This is a genomic window from Cupriavidus sp. F041 (assembly GCF_057814235.1).
In genome coordinates this window covers 62,711-78,175 of sequence record NZ_JBVASY010000002.1, presented here as the reverse complement: position 1 = coordinate 78,175, position 15,465 = coordinate 62,711, and the positions used below count along the sequence as shown (strand labels likewise).

The 15,465-nt window shown below is 64.6% G+C and carries 18 protein-coding genes; 4 read left to right on the top strand and 14 right to left on the bottom strand.

Going from position 1 to position 15,465, the window contains the following annotated elements; genetic code table 11:
* Positions 1-272: 272 nt before the first annotated feature.
* Complete coding sequence (rpoH, locus tag ACZY0R_RS17365; protein ID WP_488859902.1) at positions 273-1,169, top strand: RNA polymerase sigma factor RpoH; 897 nt, start codon at positions 273-275, stop codon at positions 1,167-1,169.
* 113 nt (positions 1,170-1,282) lie between these two features.
* On the opposite strand, the gene ACZY0R_RS17360 is transcribed toward rpoH, so the two are convergent.
* The 5 genes from ACZY0R_RS17360 to ACZY0R_RS17340 form a co-directional block, all read right to left on the bottom strand.
* A complete protein-coding gene (locus ACZY0R_RS17360) occupies positions 1,283-1,912 on the bottom strand; it encodes an SCO family protein (RefSeq protein WP_488859900.1) in 630 nt (209 codons plus the stop codon).
* Positions 1,913-2,060: 148 nt separating this feature from the next.
* A complete protein-coding gene (locus ACZY0R_RS17355; protein WP_488859898.1) occupies positions 2,061-2,996 on the bottom strand; it encodes a heme o synthase in 936 nt (311 codons plus the stop codon).
* Positions 2,993-4,096 (bottom strand): COX15/CtaA family protein, encoded by a 1,104-nt coding sequence (locus ACZY0R_RS17350; protein ID WP_488859896.1) that lies wholly within the window; start codon positions 4,094-4,096, stop codon positions 2,993-2,995. Before ACZY0R_RS17350 ends, ACZY0R_RS17355 begins: the two co-directional genes overlap by 4 nt.
* Before the next feature lie 7 nt (positions 4,097-4,103).
* On the bottom strand, positions 4,104-4,760 hold the full coding sequence (locus tag ACZY0R_RS17345) for an SCO family protein (protein WP_488859894.1): 657 nt from the start codon (positions 4,758-4,760) through the stop codon (positions 4,104-4,106).
* A gap of 132 nt (positions 4,761-4,892) precedes the next feature.
* Entirely contained in the window at positions 4,893-5,636 is a 744-nt protein-coding gene (locus tag ACZY0R_RS17340) for an SURF1 family protein (protein WP_488859892.1), read from the bottom strand.
* Between the two features lie 84 nt (positions 5,637-5,720).
* Here ACZY0R_RS17340 and ACZY0R_RS17335 point away from each other — a divergent pair, with 84 nt between their 5' ends.
* A complete protein-coding gene (locus ACZY0R_RS17335) occupies positions 5,721-5,930 on the top strand; it encodes a twin transmembrane helix small protein (RefSeq protein WP_035861044.1) in 210 nt (69 codons plus the stop codon).
* Positions 5,931-6,097: 167 nt separating this feature from the next.
* Here ACZY0R_RS17335 and ACZY0R_RS17330 read toward each other — a convergent pair whose 3' ends face one another.
* The 8 genes from ACZY0R_RS17330 to ACZY0R_RS17295 all read right to left on the bottom strand — a co-directional run bounded on the left by ACZY0R_RS17330 (position 6,098) and on the right by ACZY0R_RS17295 (position 12,833).
* Positions 6,098-6,958, bottom strand: coding sequence for a cytochrome c oxidase subunit 3 (locus tag ACZY0R_RS17330; protein WP_045241362.1), 861 nt, complete (start codon positions 6,956-6,958; stop codon positions 6,098-6,100).
* Positions 6,959-7,088: 130 nt separating this feature from the next.
* Entirely contained in the window at positions 7,089-7,301 is a 213-nt protein-coding gene (locus ACZY0R_RS17325) for a DUF2970 domain-containing protein (protein WP_035861042.1), read from the bottom strand.
* A gap of 31 nt (positions 7,302-7,332) precedes the next feature.
* On the bottom strand, positions 7,333-7,947 hold the full coding sequence (locus ACZY0R_RS17320) for a cytochrome c oxidase assembly protein (protein WP_488859889.1): 615 nt from the start codon (positions 7,945-7,947) through the stop codon (positions 7,333-7,335).
* Positions 7,948-7,964: 17 nt separating this feature from the next.
* Positions 7,965-8,096, bottom strand: a complete 132-nt coding sequence (locus tag ACZY0R_RS17315) for a cytochrome oxidase small assembly protein (protein WP_276265928.1) — start codon at positions 8,094-8,096, stop codon at positions 7,965-7,967.
* Positions 8,097-8,156: 60 nt separating this feature from the next.
* Positions 8,157-9,761, bottom strand: coding sequence for a cytochrome c oxidase subunit I (gene ctaD / locus ACZY0R_RS17310; protein ID WP_488859887.1), 1,605 nt, complete (start codon positions 9,759-9,761; stop codon positions 8,157-8,159).
* Positions 9,762-9,784: 23 nt separating this feature from the next.
* Positions 9,785-11,050, bottom strand: coding sequence for a cytochrome c oxidase subunit II (gene coxB / locus ACZY0R_RS17305; RefSeq protein ID WP_488859885.1), 1,266 nt, complete (start codon positions 11,048-11,050; stop codon positions 9,785-9,787).
* Positions 11,051-11,108: 58 nt separating this feature from the next.
* Positions 11,109-11,618, bottom strand: coding sequence for a DUF2244 domain-containing protein (locus ACZY0R_RS17300; RefSeq protein ID WP_488866002.1), 510 nt, complete (start codon positions 11,616-11,618; stop codon positions 11,109-11,111).
* A gap of 264 nt (positions 11,619-11,882) precedes the next feature.
* Positions 11,883-12,833, bottom strand: coding sequence for a methyltransferase domain-containing protein (locus tag ACZY0R_RS17295; RefSeq protein ID WP_488859883.1), 951 nt, complete (start codon positions 12,831-12,833; stop codon positions 11,883-11,885).
* Here ACZY0R_RS17295 and ACZY0R_RS17290 point away from each other — a divergent pair.
* Both ACZY0R_RS17290 and trmL read left to right on the top strand, forming a co-directional pair.
* A complete protein-coding gene (locus ACZY0R_RS17290) occupies positions 12,822-13,754 on the top strand; it encodes a double zinc ribbon domain-containing protein (RefSeq protein ID WP_488859881.1) in 933 nt (310 codons plus the stop codon). The genes ACZY0R_RS17295 and ACZY0R_RS17290 overlap by 12 nt on opposite strands.
* A 128-nt stretch (positions 13,755-13,882) precedes the next feature.
* On the top strand, positions 13,883-14,353 hold the full coding sequence (trmL, locus tag ACZY0R_RS17285) for a tRNA (uridine(34)/cytosine(34)/5-carboxymethylaminomethyluridine(34)-2'-O)-methyltransferase TrmL (protein WP_441626972.1): 471 nt from the start codon (positions 13,883-13,885) through the stop codon (positions 14,351-14,353).
* A 20-nt stretch (positions 14,354-14,373) separates the two neighbouring features.
* Here the strand turns inward: trmL and ACZY0R_RS17280 are convergent, their stop codons facing one another.
* The gene (locus ACZY0R_RS17280; protein ID WP_488859879.1) at positions 14,374-15,381 is read right to left on the bottom strand and encodes a Bug family tripartite tricarboxylate transporter substrate binding protein; all 1,008 of its coding nucleotides are present in this window, start codon (positions 15,379-15,381) and stop codon (positions 14,374-14,376) included.
* Positions 15,382-15,465: the final 84 nt, after the last annotated feature.

Genomic DNA, 15,465 nt, shown 5'->3' with positions numbered 1-15,465 from the left:
ATGTCGGATCGTTCGAGGGCTCGCCTGAGATAGTGGCCGCGCCACATCACGCAAAGCCCCGCGCAGAAAACGCTATGCAAAAACAGATTTCGATTACCAGGAACTATCAACCCTATAACTACTCCAACTTAGCAGTCCCCCGGCTTGAGTGCTAATATGTGTTGCAATGCAGTGCGTAGCCCCCCATGGGTTGGCGTACGCGGGCAACCCACCCGCCGGATGCAAAAGGAGCAATCAGAGTGAACGCGGTCCTATCTGCTGACCAAACCCAAATGACCAACCGTCTGCCCACGGTGCCCCAAGGTACCGGCACGTTTGCGCTGACGCTTCCCGGAACGCTGGGAAATCTGGACAGCTATATCCAGGCTGTCCACCGTATTCCCCTGCTCACCCCCGAGGAAGAGCAGCGGCTCGCGCGCGAGCTGCGCGAGCATGACTCCGTTGATGCGGCGCGCCGCATGGTGCTGTCGCACCTGCGCCTGGTAGTGTCCATCGCCCGCCAGTACCTTGGCTACGGCCTGCCCCATGCGGACCTGATCCAGGAAGGCAATATCGGCCTGATGAAGGCCGTGAAGCGCTTCGACCCGGACCAGGGCGTGCGCCTGGTGTCGTATGCGATGCACTGGATCAAGGCCGAGATCCACGAATACGTGCTGAAGAACTGGCGCATGGTCAAGGTGGCTACCACCAAGGCCCAGCGCAAGCTGTTCTTCAACCTGCGCAGCCACAAGCAGGGTGCCCATACCTTCACCCCGGAACAGATCGACGCGGTTGCGCGCGAGCTGAACGTCAAGCCGGAAGAAGTGATGGAGATGGAAACCCGCCTGTCTGGTGGCGACCTGGCACTCGAAGGCCAGATCGACGACGGCGAAGAGGAATTCGCTCCCATCGCCTACCTGGCTGACAACCACAACGAACCCACCCGCGTGATCGAGGCCCAGCGCCACGACCGCATGCAGGTGCAAGGCCTGGAGGAAGCGCTGTCCAAGCTCGACGAACGCAGCCGCCGCATCATCGAAGCGCGCTGGCTGCAGGTCAACGACGACGGGTCCGGCGGCTCCACGCTGCACGAACTGGCTGACGAATTCGGCGTCTCCGCTGAACGTATCCGCCAGATCGAAACCGCGGCGATGAAGAAGATGAAGGGAGCGCTGCAGGCATTTGCCTGAGGCGCGCCGGGCGGCGGCGGGCATTTCACCCCCGCTCTTTCCCGAAAGCAACAGGGCCGGTCTCGCGACCGGCCCTGTTTCATTTTGTCTGCCGGTTACACCGGCCGCGCCCCTCAGGAAGCAAGCAGTTGCTTGATGTCGTGCGCAATTGGCTCCGGTCCCTGGCCGTGGCGAATGAACAGCCGCAGCTTCCCGCTAGGGTCGAACACATAGCTGCCCGCCGAGTGGTCCATGGTGTAGTTGGACGGCGATGTACCTGGCACCTTGGCGTAGAACACCTTGAAGTCCTTGGCGACCTTCTGCAGCGCGGCGTCGTTGGCCGGGCGCATGCCCAGGAAGCGCGGATCGAAGGCCGGCACGTATTGCGCCAGCAGCGCCTGCGTATCGCGTTCGGGGTCGACCGTGACAAAGAGCACCTGCACCTTGTCGGCATCCGGCCCCAATTGCTCCATGACCGCCTTCAACTCAGCCATGGTGGTCGGGCACACATCGGGACAATGCGTATAGCCGAAGAACATCACCACCGCCTTGCCCTTGAAGTCCGCGATCGAGCGCACCTTGCCGTTGTGATCGGTGAGGACGAAATCCTTGCCGAATTCACTGCCGCCGGTGATATCTACGTTCTTGAAAGACGCGCGCTGCTGGCCGCATGCAGCAAGCAGCAGCGAGCACAACGCCAGCAGGCACAACCGGCGGAAGGTGGCGAAGGTGGGCAGGAAGCCAGGAGGGAAGCGGTTCAGCATGCGGGTTCGGGTGGTTTGGCGAGCCATGACCGTCCGGCAATCGGCCGGACGCGGCAAGGTCACATTAACAGATGTGATGCAGTATCGCCGATTGGGGCCGCCGCGCGCTCAGGCCGCGACAAGATGTCGCAAGCCGCCGTCCGGCCGCTCAGCCTTGCGGCAGGAACTTGAAGTAGTGATCGACCAGCAGCGCGGCGAACAGGAGCGAGAGGTAAAGGATCGAGAAGCGGAAAGTCCGCTGCGCCAGTGCGTCGGAATAGTTGCGGTACATCTTCCAGGAGTACGCGAGGAAACCGCCCCCCAGGATCAGCGCCGCCGCCAGGTAAATGTAACCGCACATCCCGTACACGAAAGGCAGCAGCGTGGCCGCGATCATGATCAGCGTGTACAGCAGGATGTGCAGCAGCGTGAAGCGCTCGCCATGCGTTACCGGCAGCATCGGCAAGCCGGACTTGGCGTAGTCGGCGCGGCGATACAGGGCCAGGGCCCAGAAGTGCGGCGGGGTCCACGTGAAGATGATCAGCACCAGGAACCAGGCTTCGGCCGGCAGTTCGCCAGCGACAGCCGCCCAGCCAAGCGCCGGCGGCATGGCGCCGGACAGGCCGCCGATCACGATATTCTGCGGCGTGGCCGGCTTGAGCAGGATCGTGTACACCACGGCATAGCCAACGAAGGTGGCAACCGTCAGCCACATGGTCAGATCGTTGGTATAAACGTGCAGCAGCCACATCCCCGCGCCGCCCAGCACCGCCGAGAACACCAGGGTCTGGATGGTTGTGATCTCGCCGGTGGCGGAGGGGCGCCATGCGGTGCGGCGCATCAGCGCGTCGACCTTTTGCTCCACCAGGCAGTTGATGGCGAAAGCGGCGCCCGCCAGCAGCCAGATACCGGCGGCGCCCCCGATCAGCACCGGCCAGGGCACCATGCCCGGCGTGGCCAGGAACATGCCGATGATGGCGCAGAAGACGGCAAGCTGCGTCACACGGGGCTTGGTAAGGGCGGCGTATTGGCGGACCAGGTGGCGAACCCGTCCGAAGGGATGTGTGTGGGTAGCAGTAACCACTGGGGAGTTCTTGTCTTTCATGTGGCGCGCGCGGCAGCCGGCACGTCCGTAGCGATGTTCGCGGACCGGGCCGCGAGCCCTATATTGTAATTGAGACGAACCAATAGCAGCAGCAAGAGCGCCGCGCCGCCGTTATGCGCCACCGCGGCGCCCAGCGGCCAGTCGAACACGATGTTCGAAAGGCCGGTGGCCAGTTGCAGCGCGAGCACGCCCAGCAGCCAGCCGGCGCTGCGCGCCAGGCCGCCAAAGCGGCGCGCCTGCAGGCCGAACCAGGCCAGGAAAGCCAGCACGACGAAGGCAAAACCACGATGCACCCAGTGGATGGCCACCAGGGCGGAGTGCGGAATGTAATCGCCGTCGGCGGTCATGCCGAGCTGGCGCCACAGGGTGAAGCCGTGGCGGAAGTCCATGTCCGGCACCAGTTGGCCGTTGCACAGCGGGAAGTCGGTGCAGGCCAGCACCGCGTAATTGGTGCTCACCCAGCCGCCCAGGAAGATCTGGATGACCAGCAGCGCCAGCGCAATGCGTGCCGGCCAGCGCAGCGCGCCCGCTTGCGGCGCGATCGCCAGCGGCGGGTCGCTGCGCGAACCCAGCCAGATCAATGCCGCGAGCAGGCCCATGCCCAACATCAGGTGCGTGACAACGATGATGGGCTGGAGCTTGAGCGTCACCGTAAAGGCCCCAAACGCGCCCTGCACGCACACCAGCAACAGCACGCCGGTGGCGAACCAGGGCGACCGCCTGAGTTCGCGCCGCTTGACCCAGGCCAGCACCATCAGCGTGATGATCAGCACGCCGACCGCCATGGCGAAGTAGCGGTGGATCATCTCGATCCACGCCTTGGTGATGGTCACGGGCCCGCTCGGCAGGGCGGTCTCGGCGGCGCGGATATGCTCCTGCGCGGCATGCGGATTGGAGTGGCCGTAGCAGCCCGGCCAGTCCGGGCAGCCAAGGCCGGAATCGGTCAGCCGCGTGAAACTGCCGAACATGATCAGGTCCAGCGTCAGAAAGGCGGTGATCCACACCAGCTTGCGGTACTTGCTGCGATCCCCTTTGACCAGCACGTAGCTGAGCGGGAACAGCGCGATCAGGACGCCGATGATGGCGAGTTGGAGCAGCATGCGCGCCTCACCCGATGCGAGAGTACTTGAGCAGCTTCTTCAGGTCGGAGCTCATTTTCTTGGGGTCCGGGTCCTTGGGAAAGCGCATCATCAGGTTGCCCAGCGGATCGACCAGGAACAGCGTGTCCTCGATCCGCCCGCCTTGCTCCGCCGGCAGCCATTTCTGCATGGTTTCGCGATTGGCGCGCAGGAAGCGCACACCAGCATAGGGCTCGTTGTAGGCGGCCGACAGGCGCTGATCGATCGGGCCATCGTCGCTGATCAGCCATACCGGCACGATGCGCTCGCGGTCCTGCCCCTGCCCCGCACGGATCTGGCGGATGGTGAACAGCTTCTTGGCGCAAGCCTCGTCGCAGGCAGCGCCATCGGCCGTGACCAGCAGCCACTTGCCCTTGAAGCTATCCAGCGGCACGGTCTCGGCCCGCTCGTTGCCGATCTGCATCGCCGGCATCGGGCGCTGCGGCTCGACCAGCGTGCCATAGTTGGTGGAGCCGCCCGCCGGCCTGAACACGTAATAAGTGAGGTAAGAGGCAATCACAGGCGAAGCGCACACCAGCAGCAGCAACAGCATCTGGATGCGCCCGCGGCGGGTGCGGGCGTCGATGCGCGAATCTTGCGGCGCGGCGCGGGCGGCCTGGGCGGAAGCGGGATCTGGCTGTTGCATAGTGTTTCGTCTGTCTGTCGTTAGGGACGGCTGCGGTCATCTGACCGTGCCGTTCCCGCTGTGGTTCGCTGGTGGTTGCGCCGGCAATCCTGTCGCGTGCTGGTATGTGCCGTCTGCCGCCGTAACTGTCTCTCAAGCCGCCATGCGGGCGGCACGCCGCCAGCTCAACGCCACCAGCAGCACCAGCGTCAGCGCCGCCAGGCCGAACCACTGGAAGGCGTAGCCATAGTGGCGGTCGGCGCCAGTATCCGCTGGTGCCCAATCGCGCGCCAGCCCGTCGCCGTTATCGCTGCGCTGCTCAAGCACGAAGGGCTGCAGCGGCACGCCGAGTTCTTTCGCGAATGCAGCGAGATACACATTTTGTCGGATCTTCTGCCCGGCCTCCGCACTGGCGCCCTGGCCCAGGCTGAATACCCTGGGTACCGCGGCCAGCGCGGTGCCATCGAGTTCCACGTCGCCCTCGGCGGTCGGGAATGGCGCGATGCGCGTACGGTCCTGCGCATCGCGCGGCAGCCAGCCACGCAGCACCAGCACTGCCGGCGCGCCGGGATCGTTCGCCACGACGCGCAGTGGCGTCAGCACCATGAATCCGGCACGGCTGTCGGTGCCGTTGCCATGTGGGCGATTGTCCAGCAAAACGGTATGCGCCGCATCGAAGCGGCCGCGCACATGCACCCGGCGCTCCGCTACCTGCCCTTCGACCGGGGCACTGCCCACGAGCAGGGGCGGCTGCGCAGCCAGCGCCTCCAGCCGCGCAGCCCGCGCCAGCTTCTCATGGGCGCGGTCAAGCTGCCAGTTGCCGAGCGCGCAAGTGACGGCAATCACCACCAGCGCGGCGATGGTGGGTACCGGGCTCAGCGCGCGCCAAAGCTTCACGGGCGGCTCCCGAGTGCTTCCTCGAGGGCGGCGATGCGATAATGGCACATTATCTCTAGCCGACCCCGTACTTGCGGGCCCTCCATGCGCATTGTCATCATCATCGCGTTCATCCTCATCATCGGCAGCTTGGCCTCGGCGCTATTCTTCATGATGCGCGACCGCGGCAAGACGCCAAACATGATGCGCTCTCTGATGTTCCGGGTCGGTTTTTCCGTGGCGCTGTTCGTCTTCATCCTGTTCTCTCACTGGATGGGCTGGATACAAAGCACGGGCATCCGCATGGGGCCTTGAGCCTGGCGCGCCGGCCGGCGCGACAGCGCTACACGCGTTCGAACCACAAAAAACAAGCGCCGCAGTGGCTAAACTCCTGCGGCGCTTGTTTTTTGTTGTTCTTCGCCGGGAGGAGATCGCTCCCGGCGATTCCGCCGGCATCGCCGGCGGGCACTGCAGTCGGGTGCTTACAGCCAGTACACCACGATGTAGAGGAACAGCCACACCACGTCGACGAAGTGCCAGTACCAGGCCGCGCCTTCGAAGGCGAAGTGATGATCGGGGGTGAAATGCCCCTTCAGCACGCGCACCAGCACCACCGTCAGCATGATCGCGCCCATGGTCACATGGAAGCCGTGGAAGCCGGTCAGCAGGAAGAAAGTGGAACCGTAGATGCCCGAGGTCAGCTTGAGGTTCAGTTCCGTGTACGCATGGTGGTACTCGTACACCTGGAAGCACATGAAGACCGCACCCAGCAGGATGGTGAGTACCAGGCCCTGGATCAACTGGCTGCGCTTGTTGGCCAGCAGCGCATGGTGCGCCCAGGTCAGCGTCACGCCGGACATCAGCAGCAGCGCCGTGTTGATCGTCGGGATCGGCCACGGGCCCATGGTCTGGAAGGACTCGACGACCCCCGCCGGGCCGAAGTTAGGCCACACGGCGGAAAAGTCGGGCCACAGGATCTTGTTGTTCAGGTCGCCCAGCCACGGCATGGCGATGTTGCGGGCATAGAACAGCGCGCCGAAGAATGCTGCGAAGAACATCACTTCGGAGAAGATGAACCAGCCCATCGACCAGCGGAAGGACAGGTCGATGTTCTTGCCGTACTTGCCGGTCTCGGACTCGCTGATCGCGTCGCCGAACCAGCTCTTGAGCACGAACAGGAACCACACCAGGCCCAGGATGCAGACATACGGCCCCCAGCTCTGCCCGTTTACCCAACCAGCAGCACCCCCAGCCGTCAGCAACAAGCCAAAGCTTGCCGTGATCGGATGGCGCGAGGGGCCCGGTACGAAGTAGTACGGAGCGTTTGCGCGATTCGCACTCATTCTTTTATCTCCAGCTCAGAGTCTTTGATTCAGTAATCGTTATCCGCACATCCGGCCCCGACTGCTGGCCGGCGGCATGCTTTTGCCTGCTTTTACTTCTCCCTGCCCGGTCCCGCACGCAACAGTCTGTCTACCCGACCACCACACGCACGACGGTGATCAGCACGGCGATCAGGATGGCTACCCCGATCAGGCCGGCGATGATCACATGGACCGGGTTGAGCTGTGCCATGTCGCGTTCATGCTCGCTGCCCTTGCGCAGGCCGATAAACGACCAGAACACAGCGCGCAGGGTCTGCGCAAAAGACAGCTTGCGCTTGACCGCGTCCTTCATCTCATCCACGGCTACCCCTTACAACCACTTCACCTGCTACTCAAATGCCCTTGCCCGCTCCGGCCGGCTGCGCCTCGAGCGGGCCCTGTGGCACCTGGGCCACCGGCGTCCCGATCTCGAAGAAGGTGTAGGACAGCGTAATGTTCTTCACGTCTTTCGGCAGGTCCGGATCGATCACGAACACCACCGGCATCTCGCGTGCTTCCTTCGCCTTCAGCGTCTGTTCCTTGAAGCAGAAGCACTCGATCTTCTTGAAATACTGCGTGGCCAGCTTGGGCAGGTAGCTCGGGATGGCTTGCGCCGAGATATCGCGCGTCCGCCCGTTCGCCACTTCGTAGACGATCGTGGTCATTTCGCCCGGGTGCACTTCCATGCTGCTCTTGACCGGACGGAAGGCAAACGGACCGCGCGCGTTGGAATCGAACTCGACCGTGATCGTGCGGGTCTTGTCCACCTGCGTATTCTTGACCTGGCCGCCGTACAGATCGCGCGTGGTCACCACGTTCAGGCCGGTGAGTTCACAGATCTTCTTGTACAGCGGCACCAGCGCATAGCCAAACGAGAACATCAACGCCACCACCACCAGCAGACGCAGCAGCATCCCGCGGTTGAACTTCTTGTCGGTGGCATCGTTTGACTGCTGGTTCACGCTCATCTCAATACCCTGCAGCTTCAGCCAAGAAGAATCATCTTGGCGAAGAAACCCAAAAAGAAAACCATCACGATGGAGAAAAGGATCAGGCCGAGACGACGATTCGAGGCCTTGCGGTCTGCCTGCGATGGACTTTTGTTTGGATCCTGCATAACACCTTGCCTGCGTGACGCGGAAGGACGGGCCGTGCCCATCCTTCCGCGCATCATTGCTTACTTGACCTGCGGAGGAACTTCAAAGGTGTGGAACGGGGCCGGCGACGGCACGGTCCATTCCAGGCCCTCGGCGCCATCCCAAGGCTTGTCTCCGGCCGCCTTGCCGCCACGGTAGGACGGCAGCACGACGAAGAAGAAGAAATACACCTGCATCAGGCCGAAGCCCAGGGCACCGATCGAAGCAATCGCGTTGAAATCCGCGAACTGCGTCGGGTAGTCGGCATAGCGGCGCGGCATGCCGGCCAGCCCGAGGAAGTGCATCGGGAAGAAGGTGATGTTGAAGAAGATCATCGAGCCCCAGAAGTGGATCTGGCCGCGGGTCTCGTTGTACATGAAACCGCTCCACTTCGGACCCCAGTAGTAGAAGCCCGCGAACATCGCGAACAGCGAGCCCGCCACCAGCACGTAGTGGAAGTGCGCCACGATGAAGTAGGTGTCCTGCAGCTGGATGTCGATCGGTGCAACCGCCGGCATCAGGCCCGTGAAACCACCGATGGTGAACACGAAGATGAAGCCGATAGCGAACAGCATCGGGGTCTCGAACGTCATCGAGCCGCGCCACATGGTAGCGATCCAGTTGAAGATCTTCACGGCCGTCGGCACCGCAATCAGCATGGTGGCGTACATGAAGAACAACTGGCCGGTCACGGGCATGCCGGTCGTGAACATGTGGTGAGCCCACACGATGAACGACAGGATGGCGATCGAGGCGGTCGCGTAGACCATCGAGCTATAGCCGAACAGGCGCTTGCGGGCAAAGGTCGGCACGACGTGCGAGACGATCCCGAAGGCTGGCAAGATCATGATGTAGACCTCGGGGTGGCCGAAGAACCAGAAGATGTGCTGGTACATCACCGGGTCGCCGCCGCCGGCCGCCGAGAAGAAGCTCGTGCCGAAGTGACGGTCGGTCAGCACCATGGTGATGGCGCCAGCCAGCACCGGCATCACGGCGATCAGCAGGTAGGCGGTGATCAGCCAGGTCCAGCAGAACATCGGCATCTTCATCAGCGTCATGCCGGGTGCGCGCATATTGAGCACCGTGACGATGATGTTGATCGAACCCATGATCGACGAGGCGCCCATGATGTGCATGGCGAAAATCGCCATGTCCATGCCGGGGCCCATCTGCACCGACAGCGGCGCGTACAGGGTCCAGCCGGCGGCGGTGGCGCCGCCCGGTGCGAAGAACGACAGCACCAGCAGCAGGGCCGCCGGGGGCATCAGCCAGAAGCTGAAGTTGTTCATCCGCGCGAAGGCCATGTCGGATGCGCCGATCTGCAGCGGGATCATCCAGTTGGCGAAGCCGACGAAGGCCGGCATGATCGCGCCGAACACCATGATCAGGCCGTGCATGGTGGTGAACTGGTTGAACAGTTCCGGGCGGAAGAACTGCAGGCCCGGCTCGAACAGTTCGAGACGGATCAGCAGTGCCAGCGCGCCGCCAGACAACAGCATGGTGAACGAGAACAGCAGGTACAGCGTACCGATGTCCTTGTGGTTGGTGGCGAACAGCCAGCGGCGCCAGCCGTGCGGATGATCGTGGTGCTCATCGTGGGCGTGGTCGTGCGGGTGGGCGAGCGCGTCCGGGGTAGCAGTACTCATCGCGAAAACTCCTGAAATCCTGTTCAGCCTGCCGCGCGGTCACCCGCGGCGCTTGCCTGCTTGGCAGCGGGCTTGTCTTCCGTCTTCGGTGCAGCGTCGCCGCCGCTGGCGCCGGGTGCGCCACCGCCTTCGCGGAACTTGCCGGCACGGGCGTTCACGAAATCGCTCGGTTGAATCACTTCGCCAGTCTTGTTACCCCAGCTGTTGCGGGTGTAGGTCATGACGGCAGCGAGTTCGGTATCGGAGAGGTGCTTCCAGACCGGCATGGCACCCTTGCCTTCCAGCAGGATGTGCATCTGGCCAGCATCGGGACCGTTGACAACCTTGGAGCCGTCCAGGGCCGGGAACGCGCCGCCGCCCTTGCCGTTCGGCTGGTGGCAGACCGCGCAGTTGGCGGTGTAGACCTTCTCGCCACGGGCCTTGAGTTCTTCCAGGGTCCAGGTCTTGTTGGGGTCGTCGGCCTTGGCGGCGAGTTCCTTCTTCTTGCCGTCGACCCACTTGGCGTAGTCGGCATCCGAAACCACGCGCACGACGATGGGCATGAAGGCGTGTTCCTTGCCGCACAATTCGGCACACTGGCCACGGTACACGCCAACCTTCTCGGCCTTGAACCAGGTGTCGCGCACGAAGCCGGGGATCGCATCCTGCTTGACACCGAAGGCCGGGATCATCCAGGCATGGATGACGTCATTGGCCGTCAGCACCATGCGGACTTTCTTGTTCACGGGCACCACCATCTCGTTGTCCACCTCCATCAGGTAGGTGTTCGACTTGGGGGCCTCGTTGTTGATCTGTTCGCGCGGGGTGGTCAGGGTGGACACGAAGGAGATGCCTTCGCCGTCGCCCTTCAGGTAGTCGTAGCCCCACTTCCACTGGTAGCCAGTGGCCTTGATGGTGATGTCGGCATTGGTGGTGTCCTTCATCGCCACGACCGTCTTGGTGGCGGGCAGGGCCATGCCGATGACGATCAGGAACGGGATGATGGTCCAGATCACCTCGACGGTGATGCTTTCGTGGAAGGAAGCCGACTTCGCGCCCTTGGACTTGCGGTGCTTGAACACGGAGTAGAACATCACCGCGAAAACGCCGATGAAGATCACGGTGCACATGATCAGCATCATCCAATTCAGCCAGTGAATCTGCTCGGCGATCTTGGTGACCGGCTCGGTCAGATTGAGCTGACGCACTGCAGGGCCGCCTGGCATGTCTTCCACTGCCAGGGCTGCATGACTAGTGAGCAGGGACGCGCCCACCAGACACGCTGCGGATGCCTTCTTCCACATTTTCATTTGTTATCTACCCAATTTACAGATTCAAATCTGTCACTCGCGGGGCCCTCGCTGCCTCTCAGAGATAACGCAAAGCCGATACGAGTTCCTGCGCGAACTTTCGCCGCTTGTACGGGTCCAGAAAACACCCCACCTGCACAGCGCTCCCGCCCGAGCGCAGCAACACCAGCGCTCGTAATGATTCATCCAGCTCGACCCGCACCCACAGCGGGTTGAACTCATGCCGTGTCAGCTGCCCTGCACTGACCGAAACCACTACCAGCCTGCCGTCGGCCAGGCTGACGCGCTCGTAGTCCGACGCGTGCCGCCCATGCACCAGCAGGGCAATGCCCAGCCCAAGCAGCTCCAACCCGGCAAAGGGAAGGACGAGCCACGACCCTCGCCACGCAAAAAACAAGGCAATGGCAAGCGAAACGCTGACGATCGAGAGGTAAAACCAGCCAACCTGGCGTGGAGACAGCGAGCAATTCCGCTTCATCAGCCAGTCTTTGTCCGGCGCGCCGGATCCGCCGGACCTGCCGTCGGATTCGTCTTGCGCCGTCTGGAATGCGATACCCAAGTCTTGCATCGCCAACCTTGCATCGCCAACCGCTGTGACCGGATGCACGCCTGGACGATTGCGCCTGGGACGCACCATTGGGGTGCGATTTCGGGCAAATAGTGCCAGGGAGACCACTGCGACAAACTGGCGCATTATAGGGCGCTTCGCCTACACGGACAAGGCCGCTACTTGACCAACGGGCTAGCGCGCGACAAGTTTTTGTGCTTCAGCGCGGTGCGTGCGAAAGCCTGCTTGACTGCGCGAGCGATGCATGCAACGGCGCCGGCCACTTTACTTGCGCTGCCGTGCGCGGCCGATCTTGTCGAGCGGGACGACAGCATGCCCCAGCTCGTCGACGGCCTGCTTGCCGCGCGGCGCCAGCTTCCAGGCATGACCGTAGACGATCTCGAACGTGAGCGGGATCAGGCCATCGGCATTGCGGCGCCGCTCGAGCGCTGCCAGCAGCGCGTCGAGCCAGGCGCGCCCGCGCAAGCCCCTGCGCTTGCCGGCCACCGGCGGCAGGCGCAGGCCGCCGAAGGCCTGCACTTCACGCAGCAGGGTCCGCGGCGACTCGTAGGTGACGGTCAGGGTTTCCATGTCCATCACGGGCGTCGACCAGCCGCTGTGCACCAGCATGTCGCCGATATCGTGCATATCGACAAAACGCAGGGAATGCGTGTCGCCATCCACTTCGGCGAACGCGGCGCGCAACTCCGCCAGCGTATCGGGCCCGAACAAGGAGAACAGCACAAGGCCTTCGTCGCGGGTGACCCGGTGCCATTCCGGGAAGACCCGATGCGGCTCGGGATGCCAGTGCAGCGCGAGGTTGGACCACAACAGGTCGAAACTGGCCGGCGCGAAGGGCAATGTGGCAAGATCGCCCTGCACCAGGTCGAATGTGGGGCGCTTGCCGAGCAGGCGCCCCAGCCACCCGGACTGGCGCTGGGGATCGCGCTGTGCCGCTTCGCGGAGCATGGCGCCGGAGATATCGAGGCCGGCGATCTGCGCATCCGGGTACTGGGCGCGCAGCGCGGCCAGGCCGCGGCCGTGGCCGCAGCCAATGTCGAGCGCGCGCGCCGGCGCCAGCCGGATCATCTGCATGCGCTCCTGCATGCGCTGGCCGATCTCGCCCAGCAGGAAATCGAGCTGGCCGAAACCGGCGCTGCGCCGGTCGAAGGCGAGGCGGGTCAGCCGCGTGGGCGGCAAATAGGCATCGGGGGAGTCGGCGTCATGCAGGGACACGGTCAAACCAGGCGGCAAGAGAATGGGGATGGCGGCCGCAGCGATGCGCCCGTCCGGGAAACGGTGCGCGCGCCAGCGGACAGCGCGACCGGACCGCAAGTATACGCGCCCGCCGCCGCGCCTGCCGGCGGCGGCCCGGCAACACATCCGGCTTCCACGCCCGCATTGCACTTGCCGGCATGCCCCGGCGACAGCACACTGCGCCAGCATGCGCGGCGCTGGATGCGCGCGCTGCTGCCGGCGGCCTGTGCGTTGTGCGGCACGATGCAGGACGAAACCGTCTGCGCCGGCTGCGCGGAGGAACTGCTGGCGCCGCTGCCGCGCTGCCGCTGCTGCGCCCGCCCCCTGGGACGCGCCGCGGGGCCCGGCAATGCGCCGATCTGCAGCCAATGCCGCTATGAACCGCCGCCCTTCGATGCCACCCTCGCGCTCGGCGACTACGCCAGCCCGCAGGACGGCACGGTGCTGGCGCTGAAATTCGGCGGCGTGCTGCCGCTGGCGGACTGGCTCGCGGGCGAACTGGCAAGCCGCTGGCAGGCCGCTTCCGCCACGTGCGGACTGGCTCTGCCCGATGTGCTGGCGCCAATTCCGCTGTCCCCGCGACGGCTGGCGGAACGTGGCTTCAACCAGTCCTGGGAAATTGCACGGCCACTGGCACGCCGTCTCGGCGTGCGCGCCGCGCCGACGCTGCTGGCGCGCCTGCGCGATACCCCGGCGCAGGCCACGCTGGATCTGGCCGCGCGCCAGGCCAACCTGCAAGATGCATTCGGCCTCGGCCCCGGGAACGATGTCGCGGGCCTGCATGTCGGCCTGGTCGACGATGTGATGACCAGCGGCGCCACCCTGGGCGAGGCGGCGCGGGTCCTGAAGGCCCACGGCGCAACGCGTGTGACGCTGCTGGTGCCGCTGCGCACACCCTAGGCCCGGCGCCGCAATCCAGTGAAGTACGCGCTGACCCTCCTCGCCACTGCCCGGCGTGACAGCCGGCCCCCGGCAGGGTAAGCTGCGCAGCGTTTCAAGGCTGCGGCGCCTCCGGCCCGCCCACTCCCATGTTCAATGTCGTCCTGGTCGAACCAGAGATCCCCCCGAATACCGGCAATGTGATACGCCTGTGCGCCAACACCGGCGCGCGCCTGCACCTCGTCAAGCCGCTCGGCTTTCCGCTCGAGGATGCGCGCATGCGCCGTGCCGGGCTGGACTATCACGAGTACGCCAGCATGCGCGTGCACGAGAACTGGGATGCGCTGATGGAAAGCGAACAACCCGACCCTACCCGCATGTTCGCGCTGACCACGCACGGCTCGACGCCGTTCGGACAGGTCGGCTTCCAGCCTGGCGACTGGTTCGTGTTCGGCTCGGAAACGCGCGGGCTGGCGCCTGAGCGGCGCGAGTGGTTTCCCGCCACGCAGCGCATCCGGTTGCCGATGCGGCCGGACAACCGCAGCCTTAACCTCTCCAATACCGTCGCCGTCGTGGTGTTCGAAGCCTGGCGCCAGAACGGCTTTGCCGGCGGCGCCTGATCCGGGCTGACGAAAGCGCTTTATTCCGGCTGCACGCCGGCGACGCGAATCACCTTGTCCCAGCGCGCTTTTTCGCTCGCCATGGTCTGGCGCAGCGATTGTGGCGCCGTCCCTGCCGGCACGAAATACTGGGCTCGCATCTTGGCGCGCACATCCTCGCTGCCGATGATGGCCACCAGTTCGCGATAGAGCCGGTCGATCACCGGCGCGGGCGTTCCCGCCGGCGCCAGCACCGCTTGCCACGAGATCGCCTCGAAGCCGGGATAGCCGGATTCCGCCACGGTTGGCACCGCGGGCAACAGGCTGGTGCGCCCGCTGGTGGTGACCGCGATGATGCGCAACTTGCCGGCAGTCACCAGGGGCATGGCGATGGCCGGCACCATGAAGCCAGCCTGCACCTGGCCGCCGACCATGGCGGTGGTGATCTGCGCGAAGCCCGGATAGGGAATGTGCTGCAGGTCGATCCCCGCCGCGGCCTTGAGCTGCTCCATCGCCAGGTGGGAAGCGCTGCCGTTGCCGACCGACCCGTAGTTCAGCGCGCCCGGACGGGACCGTGCCAGCGCCACGAACTCGCGTACATCATGCACCGGCAGGCGGGCATCCACCACCAGGACATTGGGCGAGGTTGCCACCAGCGACACGGGCGCGAGCTGGCGCACCGGGTCGTAGCCAAGATGGCGCGACAGGGTTGGCGCCGTGACTAGCGGGCCATTAATGGTCAGCAGCAAGGTATAGCCGTCCGGCGCGGCCCTTGCCACCATGCCGGTGCCGATATTGCCGCCGGCGCCCGGGCGGTTTTCCACTACCACGGGCTGCCCGAGCGCGACGGCCAGCTTCTCGGTCAGCAGGCGCGCGATCAGGTCGGGCGAGGACCCGGCCGGGAACGGCACCACCATGCGGATCGGGCGCGCTGGCCAGGGCTGGGCGGCCGCAGGCGAAGCCGTTACCGTCCCTGCCATGCCGGACATGGCGCCGGCGGCAAGGGCGATCAGGGTGCGGCGGCGGGCCGCGATGAAGTCTTGGGACATGATGCAAGGCGGTGGCAAATGCGCAAGCGTTTCGCCGCCGGATTCAATGAAATCAATCGGGAAGGGGCTCGCGCCCCTGGCAAA